Origin of the sequence: Schinkia azotoformans LMG 9581, from assembly GCF_000307855.1 — a bacterium.
GTDB lineage: Bacteria > Bacillota > Bacilli > Bacillales > Bacillaceae_J > Schinkia > Schinkia azotoformans.
Genome location: NZ_AJLR01000049.1, coordinates 1 through 24023 on the forward strand (window position 1 = coordinate 1; position 24023 = coordinate 24023).

Consider the following 24023-nt stretch of genomic DNA (forward strand, 5'->3'; position numbering starts at 1 on the left):
CACACCCGTTCCCATTCCGAACACGGAAGTTAAGCTCTTCAGCGCCGATGGTAGTTGGGGGCTGTCCCCCTGTGAGAGTAGGACGTTGCCAAGCAAACGAAAGAACAGCAGAAATGCTGTTCTTTTTTTATAATTTTTTTGTTTTATATTGTAACGTAACTGATTTTCCTTCGTCTTATTAATGGAAAATATTTCATGATGAAGGAGAAATTAATTATGTTCAATTGGAAAAGTATTGCAATATTTGGGATTGTGAGTCTTGGTTTATTTGGGTGTAGTACAGCACAAGAGAATGCTACTACTGAGGCAAAAGCTCCTGAAATAAATCAAAACGAACAAATATCCGCTGATGAGAATAAAGAACAAAATGGAACAAGCCAAGAAATTAGAACCTATGTTAATCAAACAGATGCTTGGATGTTAGAATTACCATCTACATGGAACGATGTTCATATCGTTGAGTCGGGAAGAATGACAGAATTTATTTTTCCATCTCAAAATCCTGATTACAAGCAATCTCTTTTCTGGATTAATACTATTTCTGAAGAGGAGTGGGAGAAGGCACAAGCAGAGGGTCCAACAGGATCTGCGAAGGAAATTACTCGAAAGAACGGGGACGTTTACCTATACTATACCCCACTCGATCAAGTACTTGAAGATAATGAATTGAAACGATATGAAGAAATGGTGAAAGATATCCCTAAAATTATTGAAAGTTTCAAATTTGAATAAATTCTTTTTGTTTAGCCTCTTAAAAAGTGGAGATTTCAACTTTTTAGGGCTTTTTTAATATTTCTTTTTACTTATTACAAAATATTGGCAAAAAGGATAAAATGGAAATGGACTGGATAAAAAAATATAAGGAGATGTAGATATGATAAGAGTTTCAAAGATTTTTACTTGTGGGCTTATCGCATCTGTCATTTTATTATGTACAACAAGCGGAGTGTTTGCTGCAAACCAAAATTTTATTAAACAGATCAGCGACGAGTATAGTTCTTATGAAGGGAAAATATCTAATGAATATAGGGTTTTCCAACAATCAAGCTTAAAAGAATATGAGGATTATCAAAAGGATGAATTTAATTCTTTTGATAAGTTTTCAAACCAAACCGATTCCGATCTTCAATATCTTGATGGATTATTAAAAAAGGATTTTGAAAGCATTCAAGCACAATATGATGGGAATTCCTCCTATTCAAGTAAGCTAAGAGATTATCAGAATAAAATAACCCCCAATTACCTGAATAGTCCAATGCAGAAATATGCAAACAGTATCAATCCCAACTATTTAAATAGTTTAATGATGAAATTTAAAAATGCAACAAATGAGAACTATTTAAACAGCCCGATGATGAAATATAAAAACGCAGTTAATGAAAATTATTTAAATAGCCCAATGATGCATTATAAAAATGCGGTAAATGAAAATTATCTTAATAGCCCAATGTCGAAACTTAAGAATGGCAGTAATGTAAACTATTCACTAAGTATTATGAATCAATATAATAGAGGAAAAATTAGCCAGGATGTAGCCGGCAAACAATGGAAAGAATTGCTTCAAAAAGAAGGACAAACCATTCAAACTGTTAAAAGTCAATCTACACAAAGTATTCAACAAATCGCAGGGGATTCAAAAGATGCCATCCTCAATCAAAAATATGAAACAGTGAACGGGATTTTAAAGCAGCGCGAGCAATCATTAGAAACAATAGCGAAATTGCGCAAAGAATATTTTGGGGAAGAAATCGAGTTCGATTCATTAATCCCTGATTTAGGAAAAATAAATGTCCTGATTGATGGGGAATGGCAAGCTTTTAAACAACCACCAACTGTTATGAACGGGGCAACACTCGTTCCGATGAGAGTAATTTTTGAAAAGCTTGGTGCTGAGGTTAAGTGGCATCCGGAAAATCAAACCATAACTGCTAGTAAAGGAAGCACGTCTATGTCGCTTGTTTTAAACAACAATAAAGCAACGATTAACGGAAAATCTATAACACTTCCAGTAGCACCTAGGTTAATTCACGGCAACACAATGGTACCGCTTCGTTTTGTAAGTGAATCACTTGGAGCTGAAGTTGAGTGGGATGGACAGAATAAAACAGTGTTCATTTTTTCAAAATAAAAAAATTCTGAAAAATCCCTTTCACTTTTTTGAAAATTCATGTATACTAAATTCAAATTTAATAGCAATAACTAGGGGAGTCCAATGAGCTTGGGCTGAGAAAGAAACCGCGTTGAAGTTTCTTGACCCTTTGGACCTGATCTGGATCATACCAGCGTAGGGAAGTTAACTTCTTCTTTTTATATGCCTTTAATACATATAAAGCCGGGTCCATCCTTTCATTGATTGGATCCGGCTTTTTCTGTGTTTTCTCCTTTGGTGTTAACCATCTACCTGTTTTGCTCTAGATCTCGTCCGCCATTTATTAACTTTATTCAGTAGAATCCCTCACTAACACAGATGCTGAGATGAATGCAAACTAGTACTAAATTCAGTGGGGGTTCAAATTCTATCTGAATAAAGTTAAAGCCTCCGGCAGATGCCACGGATTTTCAGAGGTAGTTTTTCGAGCAAGCTCGAAAAAATCCGGGCACAAATACGCCAAGGCGCATTTGATAAAAAGGGAGAGATTTAAACTATGTCAACATCCTCATTAAATGAAAAAAGTATTTCCATTATGTCAAGTTTTTCAGGAAGTAAAAAGGTTTATGTGACTGGATCAAGGCCGGATCTTAAAGTGCCTATGCGTGAAATCGAATTAAGCTCGACAACCGGCACATTTGGTAAACAAGAAAATTCACCGGTAAGAGTGTATGATACAAGTGGTCCTTATACTGACCCTGATTATACTGTTGATTTATCTAAAGGCCTTCCAGTGCTAAGGAGTCCATGGATTCAAGAACGGGGCGATGTGGAGGAATACGAAGGACGAAAAATAAAGCCTGAAGATAACGGTTTTCAAGTTAAAAATGATCCGAGGGCTAATCAGGCCGTATTCCCAGGATTAAAACGTAAACCGCTGCGTGCGAAAAAAGGAAAAAGTGTTACACAGCTTCATTATGCCAGAAAAGGAATAATCACACCAGAAATGGAATTTATCGCAATCAGAGAAAATATGAAACCAGAATTTATTCGTGATGAGGTGGCAAAAGGTCGGGCCATTATACCGTCTAATATAAACCATCCGGAAATAGAGCCGATGATCATCGGGCGAAATTTTCATGTGAAAATTAATGCGAATATGGGAAACTCAGCTGTAACGTCCTCCATTGAAGAAGAGGTTGAAAAAATGACATGGGCAACACGATGGGGAGCAGACACTATTATGGACCTTTCAACAGGTAAAAATATTCATACGACAAGAGAATGGATTATTCGCAATTCTGCTGTACCTGTTGGTACTGTACCGATTTATCAGGCTTTAGAAAAAGTGAATGGAATTGCAGAAGATCTTACTTGGGAAATTTATCGCGATACATTAATTGAGCAAGCAGAACAGGGTGTCGATTATTTTACTATTCATGCAGGCGTGCTTTTACGTTACATCCCGCTAACTGCGAACCGTGTAACAGGTATTGTTTCCCGCGGTGGTTCCATTATGGCCCAGTGGTGCTTATACCATCACCAAGAAAACTTCTTATATACCCATTTTGAAGAAATCTGTGAAATTATGAAAACATATGATGTTGCCTTTTCATTAGGTGATGGTCTACGTCCTGGATCAATTGCCGATGCAAATGATGAGGCCCAATTTGCTGAGTTAGAGACATTAGGGGAACTCACAAAAATAGCATGGAAGCATGATGTTCAAGTGATGGTTGAAGGTCCAGGTCATGTGCCAATGCATTTGATTAAAGAAAATATGGATAAGCAATTAGAAGTGTGCCAAGAGGCCCCATTCTATACACTTGGTCCACTAACAACAGATATTGCACCTGGTTATGACCATATTACATCAGCCATTGGTGCTGCGATGATCGGATGGTATGGGACTGCTATGCTTTGTTATGTTACTCCGAAGGAACATTTAGGCCTGCCAAATAAAGAAGATGTACGAACAGGAGTTATTACATATAAAATTGCCGCCCATGCTGCTGATTTAGCAAAAGGACATCCTGGTGCACAAATTCGTGATAACGCCTTATCAAAGGCCCGTTTTGAGTTCCGATGGCAAGATCAATTTAATTTATCACTAGATCCAGAAAGGGCTGTAGAATATCATGATGAAACTTTACCAGCAGAGGGTGCCAAAACAGCCCATTTCTGTTCCATGTGTGGTCCAAAGTTTTGCAGTATGAGAATTTCTCAAGATATCCGAAATTATGCTAAGGACCATAATCTTGAGACGACCGAAGCGATTGAAAAAGGAATGAAGGAAAAAGCTACCGAGTTCAAGCAAGCTGGAGGAGGCATCTATCAATAACAAATCGTAATTCTTGGAAACCGGTCTATTTTAGTATATATTTGTCCTATCGAAATGAATAGAGTAGATTGGACTCGAAAAGGATAGGAGGAGTTTCTATTGAAAATAAGAGTATCTGCAGTTCAATATCATTTACACACAATAAAATCATTTGAGGAGTTCTCCAATCAATGTGAACATTATATAAAAACAGCACAAGAGTATGGATCAGAGTTTGTACTGTTCCCTGAATTTTTTACAACACAGTTATTATCTATCGGAAACGGACAGGGCAGTTCTTTAACGATTAATAACTTGCCAAGTTTTACAGAGCAATATCTTAATTTATTTAAAAAGTTGGCTGAAGAAACTGGGATGCATATTATCGGTGGGACGCATGTTTTAACTAGAAACAACCGTCTTTATAATGTTGCCCATCTTTTTTATCCGGATGGAAGAGTAGAAGAACAAGCTAAGCTTCATATTACTCCTACGGAGGTAGATGAATGGAATATGTCAGCTGGTGACTCTTTTAAGATTTTCGAAACGGATAAAGGAAAAATTGCGCTCCTAACATGTTACGATATTGAGTTTCCAGAGATTGTCAGAATGGCCAAAGCAAAAGGGGCAGATGTGATTTTCTGTCCGTCTTGTACCGATGATCGCCACGGTTTTCATCGTGTACGCTACACAAGTCATGCACGGGCGATCGAAAACCAAGTGTATGTTGTTCTAACGGGAACCGTAGGGTCACTTCCAACCGTTGATTTTATGCGAGCAAACTTCGGGCAGGCAGTTGTTATTACACCAAACGATATACCGTTTCCTCCAAAAGGTTTATTGGTAGAAGGGGAAATCAACCAAGATATGATTGTAACTGCAGATCTTGATTTAAATCTTCTTTACGAGGTGCGCGAAAAGGGCTCTGTTACGACGTGGAGAGACCGCCGCGTTGATTTATATGTCGATTGGGAAAAACATGTAGAAGGGTGAGAGGTGAGTGTACCGGAGCGAGTTTTTTATTTTTCATGATGGGAAGTCTTATCCTATTGTTGTTCGGAACTATATACAGGCAGATTTTCGTGAACTCATCCAGATACAGTCAGAATGTTTCCCTCCCCCGTTTCCTTCCGATTTATGGTGGGAGGAGGAACAGTTGACCAATCATGTGACATTATTTCCTGAAGGCGCAATGTGTATCGAGGTTGGTGGTGAACTAGCAGGTTCGATGACGGGATTAATCGTTGATTTTGATCCGAAGCATCCAAACCACACATGGGAAGAAATCACTGATAATGGTTATATCCGCAACCATGATCCAAATGGAAATACACTTTACATTGTCGACATCGCTGTAAGGCCTAGTTTCCGAAAATTTGGCCTAGGAAAACTGATGATGCAGGCGATGTATCATACTGTAATCAAGCTGGGATTGGATCGTCTTCTTGGTGGCGGAAGGATGCCCGGGTATCATAAAATGGCTAATCAGTGGACACCAGAAGAGTATATTCGCAAGGTTACCGAAGGAAATACGAAGGATCCAGTCATTTCTTTCCTTTTGCGATGTGGCAGAACACCGCTAGCTGTAGTTGAAAACTACTTAGAAGACGCGGAATCGCTAAACTATGGTGCATTAATGGAATGGAAAAATCCTTTTAAATAATTTCAAGTTAAAAGTGGGATTCACAAATAAAACTTTGTGGTCCCATTTTTCAATTGATGGGTTCTAAAAAGCATTGTGAGTGTGTTTCGTGTTATAATGAAAAAAATAGAAAATAACAAGGTAGGTCACAATGCACGAGGAAAATATTACGAGAATCAATTTAGATGGAAAAGAATACATACTTATTGGTACAGCACATATTTCGAAAAATAGTGCCGAGCAGGTAAAAGAAGTGATTGAAGTAGAAAAACCGGATTCTGTTTGTGTAGAATTGGATCAGCAAAGATATCAATCCATTATCGAAGGTACCAAGTGGAAAGAAATGGATATCATTCAGGTTATTAAAGAAAAGAAGGCAACTTTGCTTTTAATAAATCTAGCCGTTTCTTCCTTTCAAAACCGTATGGCTAAACAATTTGGCATAAAAGCTGGACAAGAAATGATTCAAGGGATCGAATCAGCGAAAGAAATGGGTGCTGAGCTTGTGCTAGCGGACCGAAATATCCAAGTTACATTCTCAAGGATTTGGGGAAATCTTGGTCTAAAAGGGAAGTCCATTCTTCTTAGCCAGATTATAGCCAGCATTTTTAGCACAGAAACAATTTCCGAGGAAGAACTGGAAAAGATGAAAAATCAGGATACGATTAATGCAATCCTGAATGAATTTACCGAAACCTTCCCACAGTTAAAAAAACCATTAGTTGATGAAAGAGATCAGTATCTTGCCCAGAAAATCAAAGATGCACCCGGTGAAAAAATCGTTGCTGTTTTAGGAGCTGCCCATGTACCGGGCATTACAAAGGAAATCCATAAAGAACATGATTTGAAGCAATTGACTGTACTTCCTCCTAAATCCAAGTGGCCTAAAATTATTGGCTGGAGCCTTCCGATTCTGATTTTAGCCATTATTGCTTATACATTTTTTACTAATCCATCAGCAGGACTTGGTCAAACGATCAGCTGGATTTTATGGACAGGTTCGTTCGCTGCACTTGGAGCCATTGTCGCGTTAGGGCATCCGTTGACAATCTTAACAGCGTTTGTAGTAGCACCTATTACAACTCTACATCCGCTCCTTGCAGCAGGATGGTTTGCAGGCTTAACCCAGGCTTACATAAGGAGACCAAGCGTAAAAGACTTTGAAAGGCTGTCAGAGGATGTTTTTAGCGTCAAAGGATTTTGGCGGAACAAGGTAACTAGAATATTGCTCATTGTTATGATTGTAAATATAGGGGGTTCACTGGGAACCTTTATAGGTGGAATGGACGTCATTAAGACGTTTTTGCAGAACTTTTAACCTATAATAAAAATTAAAATCAAAAGGATGAAACGCTTAGGCTTCATCCTTTTGTGTTTTTCTAAGATATTGCTCAATCACACGATTTAAACGCTCAATTTGAAAGGCATATTTATAGACGGAAGAACCGATAACAGCAAGATGAATTTTTTGTTCATGATTTAGATTATAGGAATCAAATACCTTTTCTAAGAAGACTTTAGATTGTGAAACTAGGTCCTCCTCAAGCTCCGGTTCATCTGTTTTTATTTTTCCTTCATACTTTAATAAATAAAGTTCATGGTACTTAACTAAATGCTCGATTTGGTGATCAAAAAGCATATTCTCATCAGGATTCGGTTTGCTTTGGAAGTAAAACTCATCGATATTTTCCAATACAAGAAATCCCTGTTGAAGTGATTTAAGCATTTGCTTAAACACGACAATTTCACGTAAATTAATATTATTTATTTTCGCCATTTTTTCGCGTTCTTCATCAAAAAGCCTATATTGCTCCTCTAATTTTAGAATATCATTCTCCAAATCTTTCATTTGTTCCTGATATGATTTTTCAATCATTTCGTTAGAAATCGCAGTTCTCATTAGAAGGGCCATATTTTGGAAAATATTATGGACTTTGTTTAGATAATTTTTCTTGTACTTTGGTGGATAGATGAAAATATTTACTAATAAAGCTGAAATCATTCCGATTAAAATAATTCCAAAACGGTGCAAAGCGAATACCCAGTTTTCCTCAATCCCTGGGGCACTCATAATAGCAAGGACGGTTACTAATGTAAGGGATATAGTTTCCTCCATTTTTAATTTGAGGCTAATTAAAATGACGATGATCATAACAAGCCCTATGGCAATTGGATCGTTGCCAAGAAAATATAGGGCTAAGAGAGCGATAATTGCTCCAAGTGTATTCGTTTGAACTTGATCCCATACTTGTTTCCACGTTCGGTAAATCGACGGTTGAATGGTAAAAATAGCAGCCACACCGGCGAACACAGCAGATTGCAGATTAAAATAAGAACAAATAAACAAAGCAAGTGTAACAGCAATTCCAGTTTTAATGACTCGTGGCCCTAGCGTCACGATGATCGAATCCTCCATTTCAAGGCCATTTAAATTTTATTTCTTTGTTCGTTGAAAGAAATACTTTATCAAATATACGTTGAAACAGAAACTTTTTCAACGGCTTTGTTAAAATTCAAAAAATCAGAATATTGCACTAAAATTTGGTAAAATATAGTTCAAGGTTATTTTTCAGTAAAAGCAATTTTCAAGCTGATTAGTGTAAACAGGGAGCCTTGAATAATGTTGATTTTTCTTGATAAGGATAGGATAGAAAGTAAGTCCACAACTACCCCTCGTTTTTAAATAGATTGATTGAGGCTAGTTTAACATAAAATGATGGAAAACGATGGAAAACGATGTAGCTTTTTGTAAGGTGCTAAGTGTTCAACAAATTAAGAAGGACCAAAACAGAACATGAGGTAATTCTTAATGGGCATACTAAATAAAAACTCACAGACTGGAGATATATGCTTGATAAAATACATTTGGTACATCTTATTGACTTTATTCATTTTATCGCTTCCTTTGCCAACTCAAGCTGAAATTATGTATAACCTCGACAGTCTTACTATTTCAGAAATTAAAGACAGAGTTCATTTCAAGGTGTTCACGCCCCGGAACGTCCCGGAGGATTGGACACTTGAAATTAAAACCTATCCGTTCGGTGAAGAAGACTTTATATCAAAGATTAGGCTGCATTATATGGACTCCAATGATACCTATATGATTATCGGAATTGAAGAAAGAAGAGCAGCTACAATAAAGATGGAAAAGTTAAAACCAAGTGCTGAGAAGCTAGATATAAACGGTAACGTGGGTTATTTTCAACCATGGGTCAATAGCGGTGAAAAAGTGGGGAAGGGAAAAATAATTACTGGTGGCATCCTTTCTTGGAGGCAAGAGGGAACTTTAATTAAAATGGATAGTTCCATTTTAAAAAAGGAAGAAATGCTGGAGATTGCTAGGTCGATGAGATAGAGTCTAAACTATCAAACAGAGTATTGAAATGAAGAAAGAGGGTACTGAAAAAGTCCTTCTAAATTATACCTTTTTTGCTATACAATTTTAGTATCAATTTTAAACGGGTGGGTGCTATGCTGCAAAATCAACAATCCATGGTTTTCAGTCCATATATTGATATTTATGATTTAGTTGTTCCCAAGGATAATCTACTGCGTAAAATCAACGATTTGATTGACTTCTCTTTTGTTTATAACGAACTTAAAGATAAATATTGCAAAGATAATGGTCGCTATTAGTTTTATTGGATTTGTACTAATTGTTATAAATGTAAATCCGTCGTTCCATTCTTTACGTAATTCTAGATTTGACTGTTTGGACATGAAAAATCTCCTCAAAACAGATTTGAAGAGATTATCTCATGTTGATTGATATATTCATATAATTAGGTGGGGGTTATTTTGACACTTGCGGAATAATAAAAAAGCAATGAAGTTAGCACTTTATATAGCTGTAGCAACTTGCACCTACAATGATGAGTAGGATAAACAATACTACAACTAAGATAAAATCGTTCCGATAAATAGGGCAGCCATAACTATAAACAGGAGCGGGACATCCATAACCATAAGCAGGAGCAGTATAGGTAGGCATTGGAGCAACATTTGGAGCAATATTAGCACCAAGAGTCGGCGGTGCATTAAGGTTTGAATACATTATCTTATCACACTTCCCTTCGAGTAATGAGTTTCACTATATAATACTCTCGAAGGTGGGTTTAGAGCCTGTCAGAAATTAAATAGGTAAATGTCAGGGTTGTGAAATGCCAAGAAATTACATCGATGAATAAAGATACTGAACATATGAAATTGAACTTTTGTTATGGTGCATAACCCATGATCGGACGCTGTATTTTGTATTCTTTACCATTTCTATACCAACTTGTCACTCTGAATAAATACTTAAAAGAAGGTCTTGTCACCAATTTTGTTAAATAAGCTGATTGGGAACTGATCGGTTTTCTTTTTTTATTAAGAATTTGAATCATTTCTGCTGGTGTTCTTATGTTAAATCCATGTCCAAACAATCTTCCATCAACAAGGAGAACAGCATTAACACCTCTGAACTGTGGTGTTTTTCGATCAAAGTCAGGATTATTAAAGTACAATACATCTCCAGGTAAAAAATGATTGGAATAGAAGGTGATGATACCTAAGTCAGTATCTGTATGCCAGCTGTAAATATACAGATTTCGAAATAGTGAATTAAATAAATAGCTACCAACACTATTCAATATTGCATGGTAATAGATAATTGGAATAGCTGTTGCACAATCAAATGCATAGAGTGAACTGTTCCGATAAATATCCAGAATCGCATCGGCCGGCAGCACATCGGGTCTTAAAAGGAACCCACCTGCCCTTGTTAATTGCCAGTACCTAGGATTGCAGCGGGCATATACAAAGGTTGTAAACACTGCTTGACTTTTGTTCATTTCGTTCGCACTTTGGATAATGTTCTTTCGCACTTTAAGTTCAAACACTAATTCCTCCACGAAATAATAAGAATAAATAGCGGCGGCATTCTGCATCTGTTTAATAATTGTTTTCTCAATACTCCCAAGATGCCACTTTTCATTCTGTTGAAACGGGACCCCTGATATTAGGATCATACAATCCCCCATTCCTATATCGTTTTTCATCTGCATTCATATCTATCGTATTCTCATTATTATTAATCATGTTAATTATTATGTGGGTCAAGGGTAGCGTAAATAGGCCGCACTTGTATTTTCAAGGGTGTTGCTTGAATTACTAAACGGATTGTGAAGATCTCTTTATATCACAAATGATAAATATTATTCCTTAGCATATATCTTGAAATAATCAAAGATGCCATACTACTTTTTAAGCATGGCATTCAGGAAATTTAGCAATAAAAGGGACGTCTGTGCTCAACAATAACATTTTTTCTAATAGGTTTATAAATGTGTCTAGGTACATTTACTACATTTAAACGATTTACATGAACTACTGGATGGATAATAGGGTGAACACATGGAACAAAACAATCTCGAACTAAGTATCTTGGGGGGCAATAAACTGGTCGAGTATACATAACTTTTCACCTCCAGTATTGAACTTTAATAATAGGAAGCACGTTTAGAAAAGTGCTTCCTATTATGGTTATAGAGGTTGGATTAGTACTTTAAAAGTACTAATAACCTCCGCCAACAAAGGCTGTTCCAACAATAATCAATAAAATGAAAAGCACAACAATTAAAACAAAGCTGTTACCCATTCCACCGCCGCCATAAGTTCCACACTGCATCAGTATCACCACCTTTTTATAAGATAGTACATGTTATGAAATTCACGTCCTATCAGATTCGGACAAATATGGAAAATATTTTAGACTAAAGATTCATTTTTGCTGTTACGCATTTCGAACCTGATGTCCAGCAGATTAATCCCCTGCTTATTGAAGTAACGAAGCAAGTTTATTGAAGAATTGCGTCGATTTTAATGTAACATATATAATGAAGTATTTTGGGTAGAAAAGGAGGATGAATATTATTATCAGTTATTCTGATACTATGTATTACTCTTTTATTAGCGAAAACCTAGTTACATCACGTACACCAGCTGATGAACCCGCATTTACTCGTGAAATTCTAGCAAAATTATCCTAATCTTAATTTAATAATAGAGCAATAAAAAATCGGTTTCCATCGTTGTGATGGAACCGATTTTTCTACTCATTTATCAATAATTTTTTACCCTTCACAATCTATTTTCCTCATCTTCCTCAGAAGTACAAGAAGCACAATCTCCATTATAAACCCTAGAACTAAGGAAATGATCGAAACAACAATGAACTGATCCGTTGAAAAATTGATCGAAAAGGAGTGTGCAATCATGGTTAGGACCATTATGAGAATATAGGTGTAAAATGTCTTCGTTGTGCGATTAATGAGGGAAAAATCGCCATGTTTATTAACAATTGCCATAATAAGTTGGAAAATATGAAAGACAAGTATTAATTTTAATACCCCTAATACAGTCATATATATTGACCAACCTGATAAAAACGGTAATTGCCCCAATTGATCTGCACCTGTATTTTGCTCGATAAAAACAGTTGGAATAGAGATAAAAATAAGAGTCAAGGCTATATTTTTGGCCTTATTGCCAATAGGAAAATCGTTTAATAACATGCTAATTCCAGAGAAAATGAGATAGTATCCAAGTGGATCAGGAAAAATATCAATGACCAAGAAATGAATTTCAATCAGAATCAATAAATAACCCCAAAAGATTTTGTTAAAAGCCTCACTCATTGCCAGCACCTCCAGCTTTTTCAGCGATGATTTCATTCACAGCCTGTTGGGTGAAGTAGGGATGATCAATGATGAAGGCCTTCTGCATGAACGGTTCACCTTCAGCTGTTTTCCCGTTAATTTCAACTCCAAATTCAAAATAGCTTTTTCTGTTCGGGTTAAATTTCATTGAAAGTGTCAACCAATCATCTTTCTTCAATTCAAAAGGGAAAATGTCCTCATCAATGGATACACCACTCACTTTCTCCCAATCTAAATCCCGCTCCTCTTCAAACCAATCTGGAGGGTTTCCACCTTGATTTATGGCTTCTAATTCCTTTAATTTTTCTTGATCAGTATTTACCTTTACAAGTACATCCTGTGATATTTCTTCTGAAAAAGGGATTGTAATAGCTTCGACTATAACGGGCTTTACTGTAACCATTGAATCATCGCTACGGTGTTGGTTACTGCTTGAGCTCACCCGATTTTCAAAAACATCTGAATTTGGTAATCTACCGTATACATTCACATTACCAATGTCTGTAGTTACCATCTCACCATTTGAAAAAGTAAAAGTGACTTCTTCAAACGTCCAAACATCGTCAGAGCCTTCTTCAATCGGTAAATCATATTTAGGTAGCTGCAATCTCACTGATTTTAAATATTGATGGGAAAATTCCTGCTCAAACGTAGGTGTATTTGGTTGCCAATGCCACACCCCTTCATTAGAAAGTGGATAGGCTTCCAATCCATCAATCAAAGCGTAGCTAACCTGAGAGGGGTCTTGTTTATTGGTCAAATAATAAAAAGTTAAATAGTTATCGTCTTGTAAATAAGTTTCATAGTAATGATCTAAAAAAATCGGCTGTTCAAGCTGTTTTGATTGGAAATACAAATAATTACCAACCCAACTAATAACAATAATTACTATACCAACCCAAAATATTTTCTCCTTCAAGAAACTCCCCCGTTTCTTTTTTGATCTAATTCCATATTAACATAAGGTTCATGGAAAATTGTTCCTTTATCTAAGATTGGGTTGTCTAACCATCTTATTTTTCATTCATTTGTAAATGAGGTAAGATTAATAAGGAATTAATATTTGAAAGTAGGACCGATAATGACAAAAGAAAGCATTATATTTTTCGATATTGATGGGACGTTGCTAAATCATGAAAAACAATTGCCGTCTTCTGCAAAACAAGCCATTTTCCAGCTGAAAGAACGTGGACATGTGGTTGCAATTGCAACAGGACGAGCCCCGTTTATGTTTGAAAAACTTCGTAAAGAATTAGATATTAATACATATATCAGCTATAATGGTTCATTCGTAGTTTTAAATGGGGAAGTGATCTATACAAATCCATTAAAAATTCAATCCTTAGAAAAGTTAACGGAAGCGGCTCTTCGTAATCATCATCCTGTTGTTTTTATGGACCATGAGGATATGAAAATGAATGTTTCAGAACATGCCTATATAAAGGAAAGTATTGATACATTAAAACTTGATCGATTTCCAACGTATGATCCCCATTATTACAAAGGACGCGAGCTGTACCAGTCTCTTCTTTTTTGTTCAGAAGGAGAGGAGAAGCAATATGAAAGGGAGTTTCAAGACTTTGATTTCGTGAGATGGCATCCAGTTTCCCTTGATCTCCTTCCTAAAGGAGGTTCGAAGGCGAAAGGAATTGAAAAACTTGCCGAAAAACTTGGAATCCCCGCTGAACGACATTATGCCTTTGGAGATGGGTTGAATGATTTGGAAATGCTGTCAACCGTAAAAAACAGCGTTGCCATGGGGAATGCAGAAGATAGTGTAAAAGAAGTTGCAAAATTCATTACAAAATCAGTAGAAGATGACGGGATCGTTCATGGTCTTCAAATGGTTGGTTTGTTGTAGACCACATAAGGTTAAGATAATTTATATCTAAAAGAAGAGGAATGAATAGCAATGAACAATCTAACTAAATTTAAAATTTTAAAATCGGCACCAGAAGTGTTTGAAGCATTCGTTGACCCCGCAAAAATCGGTAATTTTTGGTTTTCTTCCAGTTCTGAAAGATGGGAAGAGAGGAAGACCATTATACTGAAATATGAGGAATATAACGCAGAATTAGAAATTGATATTAAAGAAATCGAGAAAAATAAAAAAATCGTGTTCCAGTGGGGAGCAAATGGGGAAGGGCATACCATCACTATTACACTGAAAGAGATAGATCCTAACAGTACAATTATTGAAGTACTGGAAGAAGGATTTAATGAAAATGATGAAGATCATGTAAATCAGTTAATTGATAATAAAGAAGGCTGGGTCTTTATGCTGACCTCCTTGAAGGCTTACTTGGAATTTGGCATTAATAAACTTCGAGGTGGGTTAGTGAAGGAGTAAAGAATAGGTAAAACAAAAGCTGCTTGTTTAAAATCAACACAAGCAGCTGCGCTCTTTAAAATTTCATTTAATTCTTTCTCCGTATAAATACATTCAACCTCTAATCGTTTTACAATCTCACGAAGTACAACAAGCCGTTGTTTTTCCCTTGGCGGAAATTTAACTAAAGAGTGGTTGGTTCCTTCTGGAAAGTACTTTTTGATTATTTTTTCTTGTTCTTCTTTTGTAATATTGTATCTATCATCAACCATTCTCGCTGTCTTGTGAACAGGAAGGAATGCCGGGGCGTACTCATCTTTTTCTTTTAATAATTCCATCATGGCTAAAAAGGTTTTTGCTTGTCGTTCTTTTTCCTTCAACGCGAATCGATGGTGACGAATCGTAGAGGCACTGCCAATACCAAGTTCCTGCTGGATATCCGAATCATTTTTTCCTTGATAAAAAAGACGGAGCAGGCTTTTCTGATGGTCGGTAAGACTGATCCATGTGCGCTCTCTATATGAATTCGCATAAATCTTTCCGCTTCGTAAAACCTATTTTCATAGTCTGCTATTTCCATTTTATAAACACACCCTATAAAAGTTTGTCATTATATGAACAAAATATATAATTATTTACTTTATAATAAACGTAATAATAGACTGTTTGTTTTGTGTCAATAAAAAACCTGCAGGGTGTTTTTCAACATTCCTGCAGGTCTCGTAAGCTGAATCAAATTTATTTGTACTAGTCTTTTAGCCTTTTTGCTTTTTTCGCTGATTCTCTTAAAAGGTATTCGATATGCGTATTGACACTTCGGAGCTCATCTTGTGCCCACTTTTCAAGAACCTCATATAATTTGGGGTCGATGCGAAGTGGGAATTGTTTCTTTTTAGACATAATGATCAGTCCGCTTAATTATATAGTGATCCGGTGTTAATAATCGGTTGGGCACCTCGGTCGGAGACGATTGCGACCATTAAATTGTTAGCCATGACGGCCTTGCGTTCCTCGTCTAACTCAATGTCTTTTTCTAATTTCTCAATGGCGGACTGAACCATACCAATGGCACCTTCGACTATCTTTTCGCGAGCATCAATAATAGCAGCGGCTTGCTGGCGTTGCAGCATTGCTGAAGCAATTTCAGGTGCATAGGCAAGATGGGTAAATCGCGCCTCAATGACTTCCACTCCAGCAGCCTTTAAACGATCCTGAAGTTCTTCTAAAAGTTCTTTCGCTACTTTTTCTGAATTGCCTCGCAAAGAATCTACATCGTCGCGGGCAGTATCATATGGATAACGGCTTGCAATATGCCGAAGCGCTGACTCACTTTGTGTTTCCACAAATTCTTTATAGCTATTTACTTCAAACGCTGCTTTTGCTGTATCTAATATTCTGTAAACAATAACAGCAGCAATTTCAATTGGATTTCCGTCTACATCGTTAACCTTAATTTTCGGGCTATTAAAATTAAATACCTTCACACTAATCACTTGGGTCGTGATCAATGGGGTAGTCCACCATAAGCCGCTTTCTCTTAAAGTTCCTAAATACTTACCGAAAAATAAGATAACCTTTGCATCGTTTGGCTTTACTAGGACAATACCTGTGCTCATGATAACAGCAACGAGTACTAATAAACCAGCCAATACAAACATGCCGATGCTAAAAGTTTCGTTTTGTATTTCACGGATGATAAGGAAAACTCCTAGGACTAATGCTGCTAAAATCACTAATAAACCAATAAAACCGTTTGTGCCAGTTGCTCTTTTCTCAACCATAAAAATGCCTCCTTTGAAATTGAAATGATACTAAAGTGATATCACTATTATATCATGATTATAAGAAAAGTAATACAGAAAATTGGATGTATTATTTCCCAGTATGATTATTTGTTTTACTAAATGTCATTGCTGATGGACTCTTTGCTTTTTGGATCATCATTATGTGGTTCTTTTTTTGACAAAACGTTAGTCCTAATAAATGGAATTATGTTAAAATTAAGAAAATGTAAAATGGAGGGATTAAGTAATGAGATTATATTTTGATATTTTTGAAAATGACCAACCAGCTATTCATTCCTAAGTCGAGGGATGAATAGGTAATATAAAAGTCATGCCTCGTCTTAGGGGAAGTATTATCACAATTCCCTTATAAAAAGACGGAGGTATTATTGATGAAGCAAAATTTAATTGGAGCAATATGTTTATCATTAGCCGCAAGTATGTGGGGCGGTATGTATGTAGTAAGTAAATATGTGTTAGATTATATTCCACCCTTAACGTTAGTATGGTTGCGGTATGTTATAGCGTTTGTTGTTTTGTTTGTTGTGTTAAAAATAATTCATTTAAAAAATGACAATCGTATAGAGATTAAGAAAAGTGATTGGTTACTAATAGCTTGGATTGGTTTCATAGGTTACTTCGTATCCATTGCTTTCCAATTCATTGGTACAAAATTGTCGGATGCTCACACGGGAGCTTTGATTACATCAGCTACACCAGCTTTTATTGTGGTGTTTGCAAGGTTTATACTAAAGGAAAAATTGACCGTTAGAAAGATTACTTCAGTTTTATTAGCAACATTGGGAGTTCTTATTGTAATTGGTTGGGATACAAAGGTTGGAACTTACTTCTTAGGAACTATCATTTTGGTGGGAGCCGCCATTACTTGGGCGTTATTATCAGTCTATGTCAAGGTTGCTTCTAAACGTCTTTCATCATTAACAATAACGACTTATGCTGTATTTTTTGCACTTGTTTTTACTACGCCTGCTTTTGTTTGGGAACTTCAATCTAACGATGTATATTATCAAAACACTTTAATCGTTTTAGGAGTTATTTATCTTGGGGTAGTTTCAACTGCTGGAGCATTTTTTCTTTGGAATAAAGGTATGGAACTAATGGATGCGGGAATAGGCTCATTGTTTTTCTTTTTCCAGCCACTTGTCGGTTCTTTTTTAGGCTGGCTTTTGTTAAATGAAAAGTTAGACGTGAACTTTTTTATTGGTGGTTTCTTAATTATGGCAGGTGTTGTGGTTGTAAGCTTACAAAAGAAAAAAACTATGTAAAAAAAACGCTCATCTTGAGCGTTTTTTATGCCAATTTTAATGTTATTTACAATGTTAATTTGGTTGCTGATTCTGTTTGGATTTTCCCTCCAAATGCGTTTTTGTACTTTAAAACTAAGCTACTTAAATTTGTGGTGATCTTTTTCCTGGCAAAAAATTGTTATCGGTCATTCACCATCATTTCTTTAAGCATGGTCTTTATACTAATGTCTTCCTACGGTAAGTTACAAAGTAAAGACGAAAATCACAGTACGAATAAAACTCCTCGTGAGGTTTTAGGTTTCTACACAGAACAGGAAGGAACGTATCCAGGGTCTCAACCTACAGTTGACTCCCAATTCTCTAGTTTAAGCATCATTGCACCTTTTTGGTATAAGCTTGATGATAAACGTCCAGGCAGTCTTATAGAATCCGTTACAGCAGATCATAAAAGAAAGGTTATTCAAAGTGCTCATGAAAAAGACCTAAAGGTATATATGGTTGTACATAATCTCTTTTATGAAACTGTGGAGAAGGGGAAGCAGGTAGCGAGTAATGTGCTCGATAACGATAAAAACCGCGATGTTTTCATTCAGAACTTACGCAATGAAATGAATCAGTTTAAATATGACGGTATTAATATTGACATGGAAAATTTGTATTTAACAGACCGAGATTCCTTTTATTTAATTTTAGTGGAATTATTGCCAAAAGTAGCGAAAGGGTTAATTGAAAAAATGTATATCTCACTAAAAATGGGGTTGTTTTCATGTGGAGGAAGGTAATTTTTCATTTTTTCTTTATTGCGGGTATAATCCCCATTTATTTTATTGTGTTTTTTTTAGGGATCGGAACTGTGTTTGCAGATACTGATTTAGAACAATTTTTTTGTGAAATATTTATGTTCGTTATACCGATTATGTATTTGGTTTGTTGGATCTATTTCGGTATTAAAATACAAAAAAATAATTAAACATTGATATTTGAATGAATTTCATTAATTAATTAATTTATTTATTTTTGAAACAGGGGCAAAGAGCTATTAAGGGCACTTTTATCGTGAAAGCAATATTGTGATTAATTGTACTTAAACAAAAGGAGGCATTTCTTCAAGAAGGAGAAATGCCTATTCTAGTTGAAGTAAAGGGTTACTTGAATTAGGAATTTTCTATAATTTATTTGAATAATCCTAATATCAAAAGGAGGAATTAAATGCAGGGGAAATTCGATTATTTGTCAGAGTTGTTGAAATCGGTGCGTAAACAATTATTGGATGAGGTAGATGCTTTATCAGATAAACAATTAAACCAAAAGCTTAGTGAAGATAAGTGGAGTGTTTCTCAAGTTATACGTCATCTTATTTTTATAGATGAAATTGTTTTACCTGCATTAAAAAAAGCTGTGCAGCAAGAGAAGAGCATGAGGGTAGTGGATAAGAACATTGCTTTTATTTTAGACCGTAAAAACAAGCTAAGATCACCCTTCCCTGATCCGTCAACTGTATTTATGAGCAAAGATGAACTCTTAAAAAAGTTGAATCATGTAAGAACGCCGCTCATTGAATATTTAGGCCAACTTACGGAAGAAACTGTATTTGAGGATAAATCCATGGTACATCCACTCTTTGGACCTATGAATATAAAACAAATACTTGAATTTATGGCTCTCCATGAAAAACGTCATATTGAGCAAATTAAAGAATTAAAAGAAATATGTATTCGGTTCTCCAACAGGGGCTGATTGTTAGTGCCTTGCATAATCATTGGTTATATACTGAACCTTCGATCTTGTATATTCACATACAATCTGTTGAGCCTCCGTTAAATTTTGCGAAAAAAATGGCACACTCCTTTTCATTCCTGAGCAGTTATCCAGTTTCCTAAATTTACCTTAATTTTGTATCTACGATACCAAACAAAATTCGCAGAGGTTATCCTCTGCCTTTTTTTGTCCCTTAATTTGGTTTTATAGTTGTAAAATCATACCAAAAGTGTATAATTACACTAAAGGTGTAAAAGAGGTGTGTTATGGAACGTGAAACTGCAATCATTATAATATCTGAAAAAATAAAACTAATTCGCACTGAGCAGGGCTACACCCAGGACAAAATGGCTGAGATACTTGGGCTATCCAAAAAAACATTGGTCCAAATAGAAAAAGGGAGAATTACCGCAAATTGGACAACCATTGTAGCTGTCTGTGCATTATTCAATCAAAGTGAAATCCTCAACTCTGTGTTAGGTGATGATCCAGTCGAATTTATTAAATTAATTGGATTAAAAAACACTGAGAGTAAAAAAGAGAAAACAATGGGTGGAAAGGTTTGGTGGAAGGAGGTTTCAAAAGAAGGAGACTTTCGCTTACAGCAAAATATTATTAGCCAACATTATCGCATATTGGATGAAGAAAATTATCGTCGTTTCAGTACATTTAATCTGGATGAGGCTATAAATCGTTTAAAAGAACTAAAAGAAGAGTAAGAGTGGGGAGTAGCATGAAATTATTATATTTCCTTACACAATCACAAGTCATTCTTTCAGCTTCATTACCGGGTTGGGCCGTTGTTTTGTATTACTTATTTTTTATTCTAACAATATCTATGGCTATTGCTGCTATTTTTCAAAAAAAAGTTACGGCTCCACTAAATATAGTGTCAATATTACTTCCTTTCATTATGTTTGTTGTGTCTTTGGCTACTGGAATAGGAAGGCCTTATGAATATGATGAATTTCAATGGTTGTTGGTAGAACTTAGCCATTTCAAGCTGTGGGCGATTTTTATCGTTGTGAGCTATGCCTATTTAGTATTTTGGTGGTTCAAATATATTACAAAGCGGTAAAAATTTTTCTTTTGAAGGAGGAGCAGGGAGTATGAAAACTTATAATGTTATTTTTCCAATTTGGTTTTTATTATTTTTTCCACCGGTCATTTTCATTACGCTTTTTGGAAATTATGTAATTGATTCAATTGTCTTGATTGTTTGCTTTTATCTTTTTAAAATTTCGAATTCGAAAATAAATCTAAAAACATTTTACAAGAAAAGTATTTTAAAAGTTTGGTTGTATGGGTTTTTAGCAGATATTCTTGGTGCCTTAATTTTATTCCTATGTATTATGTTGGAGGAAAAAATAGGTTTGTCCTATGAAATAACTTCAGCAATAAGCTATGACCCATTTAGTCATCCTCTGGCTGTAGTTATCATTTTAATCTCAATGCTTGTAGCATCTTACTTCATTTTTCTTTTTAACTATAAAATTACGCTGGTACCTGTTATTGCAGAAGCCCGGTTACGGTTCAAAGTAGCGCTTACGATTGCGATTATCACGACACCATGGACGTTCCTATTGCCGACAAAGTGGTTTTACTAGGACTTGGATTGGTGGCGGGGACACGACCGTGCCAATGGCAATCGTGATAGTGGCCTGTAATATAAAAAAACCGCATTGAAATTTGGTTTCAGTGCGGTATTGCTAAATCTTAACCTTCATTAGGCATTCACAACAGCCTCTTCATAGCATCCTTTTTCTTCGTTCCACATAAAAAAACCATCTTTGATTTCAATTCTAGATGGATGTGTTTCATAATAGGATTGTTCGCTTTGGATACTGTCTGTAGCTTCATTATTTAAAAGTTCCGCTAGTTCATCTTTCGTAATTAATCTGCATACATGTTTAAGACAGATCTGTTCTTCATTGAGTAGGCTATTTTCCTTTACAATCGAATTTTTGAACTGGGGGTTAAACTGTAGCATAAATTTAAGATCGTATAAATATAAAACTCCAAACACCTTCTTTAATCTTAAAGACCCAATTTTAAATTCTCTTTCTGAAACCCAATCTTTAGTGCCAGTTAACGGGTTATAGATTAAATATAGTTTTTCAAACATGAAGCATTCTCCATTTCTAATTTATAGGCATAGATAGGAATATCAATTTAGTTTTATTAATTTGTTTACCTGTTTATCAATGGTTTCGAAGCTTGTATTCAGTGAAAAGGCTAATTCTTTAAATAATATGTTTTGAATGGAACATAACATTTTTCGATCTGCTTCAGCCAACTTCTTACCGTCGTTTTCTACTTTCCTTTTCTTCCTCATTAGGGTGTTAACTATTTTTGCGATCGTTTCGCGATTACCTGTTTTAAGCATGTCAGAATAGTATCTTTTGCGGTCATTTGGCTTTTCAATCCAGTTCATACCGGGCTCTTTAAAGGATTCTAGAATTTCTTCCGCTTCACCTTCATCCATCATTTCCTGCATGACGTTCTGTTTATTATCTGTTGGGCATTGGATCGTTAGGTTGCTGTCCCCGATAGGATGCAAGACATAATAATTTCTTGTAATTCCAGAATACGTTTTCGTACATATGTCGACTATTTTGCATATACCATGTGTTGAATAGGTAACCAAATCTCCTTCTTTGAACATGATCATTGCTCCCATTCTTAAAATTGTCAACTTGTTTGACTATTTCTATTTTAATCCAAGAATGAAATTTTGTCAATTTAGTTGACAATTGGTTGGGAATTTAATATATTATTTTCCGAAATAAAGGATTGATTGGAGTGAAATGTTTGAGTTCTGTTCTGGAAAACTTAGATTTTTTTGACTTATTAAGTGAACGCCATCATCAAATTCGCAGTATCATTGAAAAAAGTTGGAATGATAATAGTGATATTTATATTTCGAATTCGGAATGGTTTATTCTATCTAAACTTTATCAAAAGCAGCCAACGATTTCGTATGTGTCAAAGCAAGTCAATATATCTCGTCAAGCAACCCATAAATTTATCAAAAATCTTGAGGCAAAGGGACTTCTTAAAATAAAGAATCTCGAAAACAATAAAAAAGATAAATGCGTGCAATTAACGGAACTAGGTGAAAAATGCTACCAGGAATATATCGAGTTAAAAGAAAACCTTGAGAAAAAAATTATTGGGAAAATCGGGGACGAACAATTTAGATTATTGAAAGAAATCATGGAATCTGATTGGGGATTGATGCGCCTAATCACTGAAACCAACCGCGCCTTGCTTGGCTCAGATTCGTAGTTCAGCAGAATAACACGAAAAAAAACGTCATTTCTAGGGATGACGTTTTTGGATTTTGTAAATGGCCCCTTGAACATTGATAGTTGATTCTTTTTCGTCAGTAACTCCCGCAATCCCACAGCATAAAGGACGATTGCTTCCAATTAGGGCTGATGATTCAAGCGCCTTTCGATAGAGGCGTATTGATATATTGCTTATAGGAATTTCGGTAAAATCTCCAAATTCATCATGTCCATTTCTAGATGCGTTCTGATCAATATCAAATAGTCGACAATATTGCAGGATTGTTTTTTGCACATTTTGAACTGCAAAACTAATGTACGAAATAGATGGTTCGCCATTTTTGTGTTGCCACAATGCTTTCATTTCAGTTTTTCGTATATCATCGGCATGTCCCCATTGGATAAAGAAAGGGTAACGCACTTGATCATCCGATTTTTCTTTCAAAAACAGCATAGACCAGCTTAATATTGAGCCATCTTCTCTTATCCGATTACCATCAAATGGCCCTATAGTTTCGTAGTCTTTTTGTCTAAGTTCTTTTTGTAATGCTGAAATGTCGTTTGTTCTAAAAGCCATGGTTGAAAAGCCTTCACCAAAAGCGGAATCATTAACAATTTGTTGGATTAAGATATTGTCAGATGTTTTTGCTATTTCAAAGTCAGTAAAACCAATCCACTCAATATAGCCTAAATTGTGAAAATAACAGAGACAATTACGTGTTCCCCAATTCGTGTGATTTCCGCCTTTTATTGTATTAAATCCAAGCTTTTGAAATGCCGCCTGTGTCTCTTTAGGATTACTTGTAAAGTGGACTAAATGGTCAAATTTTACATTCACCTCA

Annotated in this window: 27 protein-coding genes, 1 rRNA gene, 3 pseudogenes and 1 riboswitch; of the genes and pseudogenes, 19 read left to right on the forward strand and 12 right to left on the reverse strand. The window is 35.7% G+C overall.

The genetic code is table 11. From position 1 onward, the window contains the following. The 7 genes from rrf to BAZO_RS09530 all read left to right on the forward strand — a co-directional run. Positions 1 to 94, forward strand: a 5S ribosomal RNA gene (rrf, locus tag BAZO_RS21175); the annotation flags it as partial. Positions 95 to 216: 122 nt separating this feature from the next. Next, positions 217 to 732: a hypothetical protein gene (locus tag BAZO_RS09505; RefSeq protein ID WP_003331233.1), complete on the forward strand. Its 516-nt coding sequence runs from the start codon at positions 217 to 219 to the stop codon at positions 730 to 732. Between the two features lie 142 nt (positions 733 to 874). After that, positions 875 to 2128 (forward strand): copper amine oxidase N-terminal domain-containing protein, encoded by a 1254-nt coding sequence (locus BAZO_RS09510; protein ID WP_003331234.1) that lies wholly within the window; start codon positions 875 to 877, stop codon positions 2126 to 2128. A 63-nt stretch (positions 2129 to 2191) separates the two neighbouring features. After that, a riboswitch (TPP riboswitch) is annotated at positions 2192 to 2308 on the forward strand. A gap of 337 nt (positions 2309 to 2645) precedes the next feature. Further along, positions 2646 to 4430, forward strand: a complete 1785-nt coding sequence (gene thiC / locus BAZO_RS09515; protein WP_003331236.1) for a phosphomethylpyrimidine synthase ThiC — start codon at positions 2646 to 2648, stop codon at positions 4428 to 4430. 99 nt (positions 4431 to 4529) lie between these two features. Continuing rightward, entirely contained in the window at positions 4530 to 5402 is an 873-nt protein-coding gene (locus BAZO_RS09520; RefSeq protein WP_003331237.1) for a carbon-nitrogen hydrolase family protein, read from the forward strand. A gap of 7 nt (positions 5403 to 5409) precedes the next feature. After that, positions 5410 to 6072, forward strand: coding sequence for a GNAT family N-acetyltransferase (locus BAZO_RS09525; protein ID WP_039957302.1), 663 nt, complete (start codon positions 5410 to 5412; stop codon positions 6070 to 6072). 130 nt (positions 6073 to 6202) lie between these two features. Continuing rightward, entirely contained in the window at positions 6203 to 7369 is a 1167-nt protein-coding gene (locus BAZO_RS09530; RefSeq protein WP_003331239.1) for a TraB/GumN family protein, read from the forward strand. Positions 7370 to 7405: 36 nt separating this feature from the next. On the opposite strand, the gene BAZO_RS09535 is transcribed toward BAZO_RS09530, so the two are convergent. After that, positions 7406 to 8449 (reverse strand): FUSC family protein, encoded by a 1044-nt coding sequence (locus BAZO_RS09535; RefSeq protein WP_003331240.1) that lies wholly within the window; start codon positions 8447 to 8449, stop codon positions 7406 to 7408. A 453-nt stretch (positions 8450 to 8902) separates the two neighbouring features. Here BAZO_RS09535 and BAZO_RS09540 point away from each other — a divergent pair, with 453 nt between their 5' ends. Beyond that, positions 8903 to 9409: a DUF4367 domain-containing protein gene (locus BAZO_RS09540; RefSeq protein ID WP_039957306.1), complete on the forward strand. Its 507-nt coding sequence runs from the start codon at positions 8903 to 8905 to the stop codon at positions 9407 to 9409. A 116-nt stretch (positions 9410 to 9525) separates the two neighbouring features. Then, positions 9526 to 9684: pseudogene (locus BAZO_RS23005) on the forward strand (transposase); the annotation flags it as partial. A gap of 202 nt (positions 9685 to 9886) precedes the next feature. Here BAZO_RS23005 and BAZO_RS21685 read toward each other — a convergent pair. The 5 genes from BAZO_RS21685 to BAZO_RS09555 form a co-directional block, all read right to left on the reverse strand. After that, complete coding sequence (locus BAZO_RS21685; RefSeq protein ID WP_081585675.1) at positions 9887 to 10108, reverse strand: YjcZ family sporulation protein; 222 nt, start codon at positions 10106 to 10108, stop codon at positions 9887 to 9889. Positions 10109 to 10271: 163 nt separating this feature from the next. After that, complete coding sequence (locus BAZO_RS09545) at positions 10272 to 11063, reverse strand: protein-glutamine gamma-glutamyltransferase (RefSeq protein WP_003331242.1); 792 nt, start codon at positions 11061 to 11063, stop codon at positions 10272 to 10274. Between the two features lie 545 nt (positions 11064 to 11608). Then, positions 11609 to 11692, reverse strand: coding sequence for a YjcZ family sporulation protein (locus BAZO_RS21695; RefSeq protein ID WP_233276060.1), 84 nt, complete (start codon positions 11690 to 11692; stop codon positions 11609 to 11611). Between the two features lie 475 nt (positions 11693 to 12167). Beyond that, positions 12168 to 12731 (reverse strand): hypothetical protein, encoded by a 564-nt coding sequence (locus BAZO_RS09550; RefSeq protein ID WP_003331243.1) that lies wholly within the window; start codon positions 12729 to 12731, stop codon positions 12168 to 12170. Then, a complete protein-coding gene (locus tag BAZO_RS09555) occupies positions 12724 to 13671 on the reverse strand; it encodes a hypothetical protein (RefSeq protein WP_003331244.1) in 948 nt (315 codons plus the stop codon). Before BAZO_RS09555 ends, BAZO_RS09550 begins: the two co-directional genes overlap by 8 nt. Before the next feature lie 162 nt (positions 13672 to 13833). Between BAZO_RS09555 and BAZO_RS09560 the strand changes: the two genes are divergently transcribed. Together BAZO_RS09560 and BAZO_RS09565 are read left to right on the forward strand one after the other, a co-directional pair. Beyond that, a complete protein-coding gene (locus tag BAZO_RS09560; RefSeq protein WP_003331246.1) occupies positions 13834 to 14613 on the forward strand; it encodes a Cof-type HAD-IIB family hydrolase in 780 nt (259 codons plus the stop codon). Positions 14614 to 14664: 51 nt separating this feature from the next. Further along, a complete protein-coding gene (locus BAZO_RS09565; protein WP_003331247.1) occupies positions 14665 to 15102 on the forward strand; it encodes an SRPBCC family protein in 438 nt (145 codons plus the stop codon). A gap of 53 nt (positions 15103 to 15155) precedes the next feature. Here the strand turns inward: BAZO_RS09565 and BAZO_RS09570 are convergent. From BAZO_RS09570 to BAZO_RS09580, 3 genes and pseudogenes are all read right to left on the reverse strand, one after another. After that, positions 15156 to 15655 (reverse strand): annotated as a pseudogene (locus tag BAZO_RS09570) (DUF2087 domain-containing protein); the annotation flags it as partial. Positions 15656 to 15828: 173 nt separating this feature from the next. Beyond that, a complete protein-coding gene (locus tag BAZO_RS21700) occupies positions 15829 to 15981 on the reverse strand; it encodes a type II toxin-antitoxin system antitoxin (RefSeq protein WP_003331249.1) in 153 nt (50 codons plus the stop codon). A 14-nt stretch (positions 15982 to 15995) separates the two neighbouring features. Then, positions 15996 to 16862, reverse strand: coding sequence for an SPFH domain-containing protein (locus tag BAZO_RS09580; RefSeq protein ID WP_003331250.1), 867 nt, complete (start codon positions 16860 to 16862; stop codon positions 15996 to 15998). A 395-nt stretch (positions 16863 to 17257) separates the two neighbouring features. Here BAZO_RS09580 and BAZO_RS09585 point away from each other — a divergent pair, with 395 nt between their 5' ends. The 7 genes and pseudogenes from BAZO_RS09585 to BAZO_RS09615 all read left to right on the forward strand — a co-directional run bounded on the left by BAZO_RS09585 (position 17258) and on the right by BAZO_RS09615 (position 21498). Next, positions 17258 to 18151, forward strand: a complete 894-nt coding sequence (locus BAZO_RS09585) for a DMT family transporter (RefSeq protein ID WP_003331251.1) — start codon at positions 17258 to 17260, stop codon at positions 18149 to 18151. A 206-nt stretch (positions 18152 to 18357) separates the two neighbouring features. Next, positions 18358 to 18915: a glycoside hydrolase family 18 protein gene (locus BAZO_RS09590; protein WP_211208555.1), complete on the forward strand. Its 558-nt coding sequence runs from the start codon at positions 18358 to 18360 to the stop codon at positions 18913 to 18915. 427 nt (positions 18916 to 19342) lie between these two features. Beyond that, positions 19343 to 19870 (forward strand): DinB family protein, encoded by a 528-nt coding sequence (locus BAZO_RS09600; protein ID WP_003331254.1) that lies wholly within the window; start codon positions 19343 to 19345, stop codon positions 19868 to 19870. Beyond that, positions 19843 to 20013, forward strand: a pseudogene (locus tag BAZO_RS21705) (DUF1259 domain-containing protein); the annotation flags it as partial. The gene BAZO_RS09600 and the pseudogene BAZO_RS21705, both read left to right, overlap by 28 nt. Before the next feature lie 144 nt (positions 20014 to 20157). Further along, positions 20158 to 20610 carry a helix-turn-helix transcriptional regulator gene (locus BAZO_RS09605; RefSeq protein WP_003331255.1) on the forward strand — a complete coding sequence of 151 codons (453 nt, stop codon included), beginning with the start codon at positions 20158 to 20160 and terminating at the stop codon, positions 20608 to 20610. A 14-nt stretch (positions 20611 to 20624) separates the two neighbouring features. Next, positions 20625 to 20969, forward strand: coding sequence for a hypothetical protein (locus tag BAZO_RS09610; RefSeq protein ID WP_003331256.1), 345 nt, complete (start codon positions 20625 to 20627; stop codon positions 20967 to 20969). Positions 20970 to 21000: 31 nt separating this feature from the next. Next, positions 21001 to 21498 (forward strand): hypothetical protein, encoded by a 498-nt coding sequence (locus tag BAZO_RS09615; RefSeq protein WP_003331257.1) that lies wholly within the window; start codon positions 21001 to 21003, stop codon positions 21496 to 21498. Between the two features lie 119 nt (positions 21499 to 21617). Here BAZO_RS09615 and BAZO_RS09620 read toward each other — a convergent pair whose 3' ends face one another. Both BAZO_RS09620 and BAZO_RS09625 read right to left on the reverse strand, forming a co-directional pair. Then, on the reverse strand, positions 21618 to 22016 hold the full coding sequence (locus BAZO_RS09620; protein ID WP_003331258.1) for a hypothetical protein: 399 nt from the start codon (positions 22014 to 22016) through the stop codon (positions 21618 to 21620). Between the two features lie 42 nt (positions 22017 to 22058). Then, on the reverse strand, positions 22059 to 22556 hold the full coding sequence (locus tag BAZO_RS09625) for a CarD family transcriptional regulator (protein ID WP_003331259.1): 498 nt from the start codon (positions 22554 to 22556) through the stop codon (positions 22059 to 22061). Positions 22557 to 22702: 146 nt separating this feature from the next. On the opposite strand from BAZO_RS09625, the gene BAZO_RS09630 reads away from it, so the two are divergent. Continuing rightward, a complete protein-coding gene (locus BAZO_RS09630) occupies positions 22703 to 23179 on the forward strand; it encodes a MarR family winged helix-turn-helix transcriptional regulator (protein WP_003331261.1) in 477 nt (158 codons plus the stop codon). A gap of 33 nt (positions 23180 to 23212) precedes the next feature. On the opposite strand, the gene BAZO_RS09635 is transcribed toward BAZO_RS09630, so the two are convergent. Beyond that, positions 23213 to 24019 carry a VOC family protein gene (locus BAZO_RS09635; RefSeq protein WP_003331262.1) on the reverse strand — a complete coding sequence of 269 codons (807 nt, stop codon included), beginning with the start codon at positions 24017 to 24019 and terminating at the stop codon, positions 23213 to 23215. Positions 24020 to 24023 lie beyond the last annotated feature (4 nt).

Coding starts and splice junctions, on each gene's coding strand:
- BAZO_RS09505 (WP_003331233.1), top strand. CDS start 217: ATGTTCAATTGGAAAAGTATTGCAATATTTGGGATTGTGAGTCTTGGT.
- BAZO_RS09510 (WP_003331234.1), top strand. CDS start 875: ATGATAAGAGTTTCAAAGATTTTTACTTGTGGGCTTATCGCATCTGTC.
- thiC (WP_003331236.1), top strand. CDS start 2,646: ATGTCAACATCCTCATTAAATGAAAAAAGTATTTCCATTATGTCAAGT.
- BAZO_RS09530 (WP_003331239.1), top strand. CDS start 6,203: ATGCACGAGGAAAATATTACGAGAATCAATTTAGATGGAAAAGAATAC.
- BAZO_RS21685 (WP_081585675.1), bottom strand. CDS start 10,108: ATGTATTCAAACCTTAATGCACCGCCGACTCTTGGTGCTAATATTGCT.
- BAZO_RS09545 (WP_003331242.1), bottom strand. CDS start 11,063: ATGATCCTAATATCAGGGGTCCCGTTTCAACAGAATGAAAAGTGGCAT.
- BAZO_RS21695 (WP_233276060.1), bottom strand. CDS start 11,692: ATGGGTAACAGCTTTGTTTTAATTGTTGTGCTTTTCATTTTATTGATT.
- BAZO_RS09550 (WP_003331243.1), bottom strand. CDS start 12,731: ATGAGTGAGGCTTTTAACAAAATCTTTTGGGGTTATTTATTGATTCTG.
- BAZO_RS09560 (WP_003331246.1), top strand. CDS start 13,834: ATGACAAAAGAAAGCATTATATTTTTCGATATTGATGGGACGTTGCTA.
- BAZO_RS09565 (WP_003331247.1), top strand. CDS start 14,665: ATGAACAATCTAACTAAATTTAAAATTTTAAAATCGGCACCAGAAGTG.
- BAZO_RS21700 (WP_003331249.1), bottom strand. CDS start 15,981: ATGTCTAAAAAGAAACAATTCCCACTTCGCATCGACCCCAAATTATAT.
- BAZO_RS09580 (WP_003331250.1), bottom strand. CDS start 16,862: ATGGTTGAGAAAAGAGCAACTGGCACAAACGGTTTTATTGGTTTATTA.
- BAZO_RS09585 (WP_003331251.1), top strand. CDS start 17,258: ATGAAGCAAAATTTAATTGGAGCAATATGTTTATCATTAGCCGCAAGT.
- BAZO_RS09590 (WP_211208555.1), top strand. CDS start 18,358: ATGTCTTCCTACGGTAAGTTACAAAGTAAAGACGAAAATCACAGTACG.
- BAZO_RS09600 (WP_003331254.1), top strand. CDS start 19,343: ATGCAGGGGAAATTCGATTATTTGTCAGAGTTGTTGAAATCGGTGCGT.
- BAZO_RS09605 (WP_003331255.1), top strand. CDS start 20,158: ATGGAACGTGAAACTGCAATCATTATAATATCTGAAAAAATAAAACTA.
- BAZO_RS09610 (WP_003331256.1), top strand. CDS start 20,625: ATGAAATTATTATATTTCCTTACACAATCACAAGTCATTCTTTCAGCT.
- BAZO_RS09615 (WP_003331257.1), top strand. CDS start 21,001: ATGAAAACTTATAATGTTATTTTTCCAATTTGGTTTTTATTATTTTTT.
- BAZO_RS09620 (WP_003331258.1), bottom strand. CDS start 22,016: ATGTTTGAAAAACTATATTTAATCTATAACCCGTTAACTGGCACTAAA.
- BAZO_RS09625 (WP_003331259.1), bottom strand. CDS start 22,556: ATGTTCAAAGAAGGAGATTTGGTTACCTATTCAACACATGGTATATGC.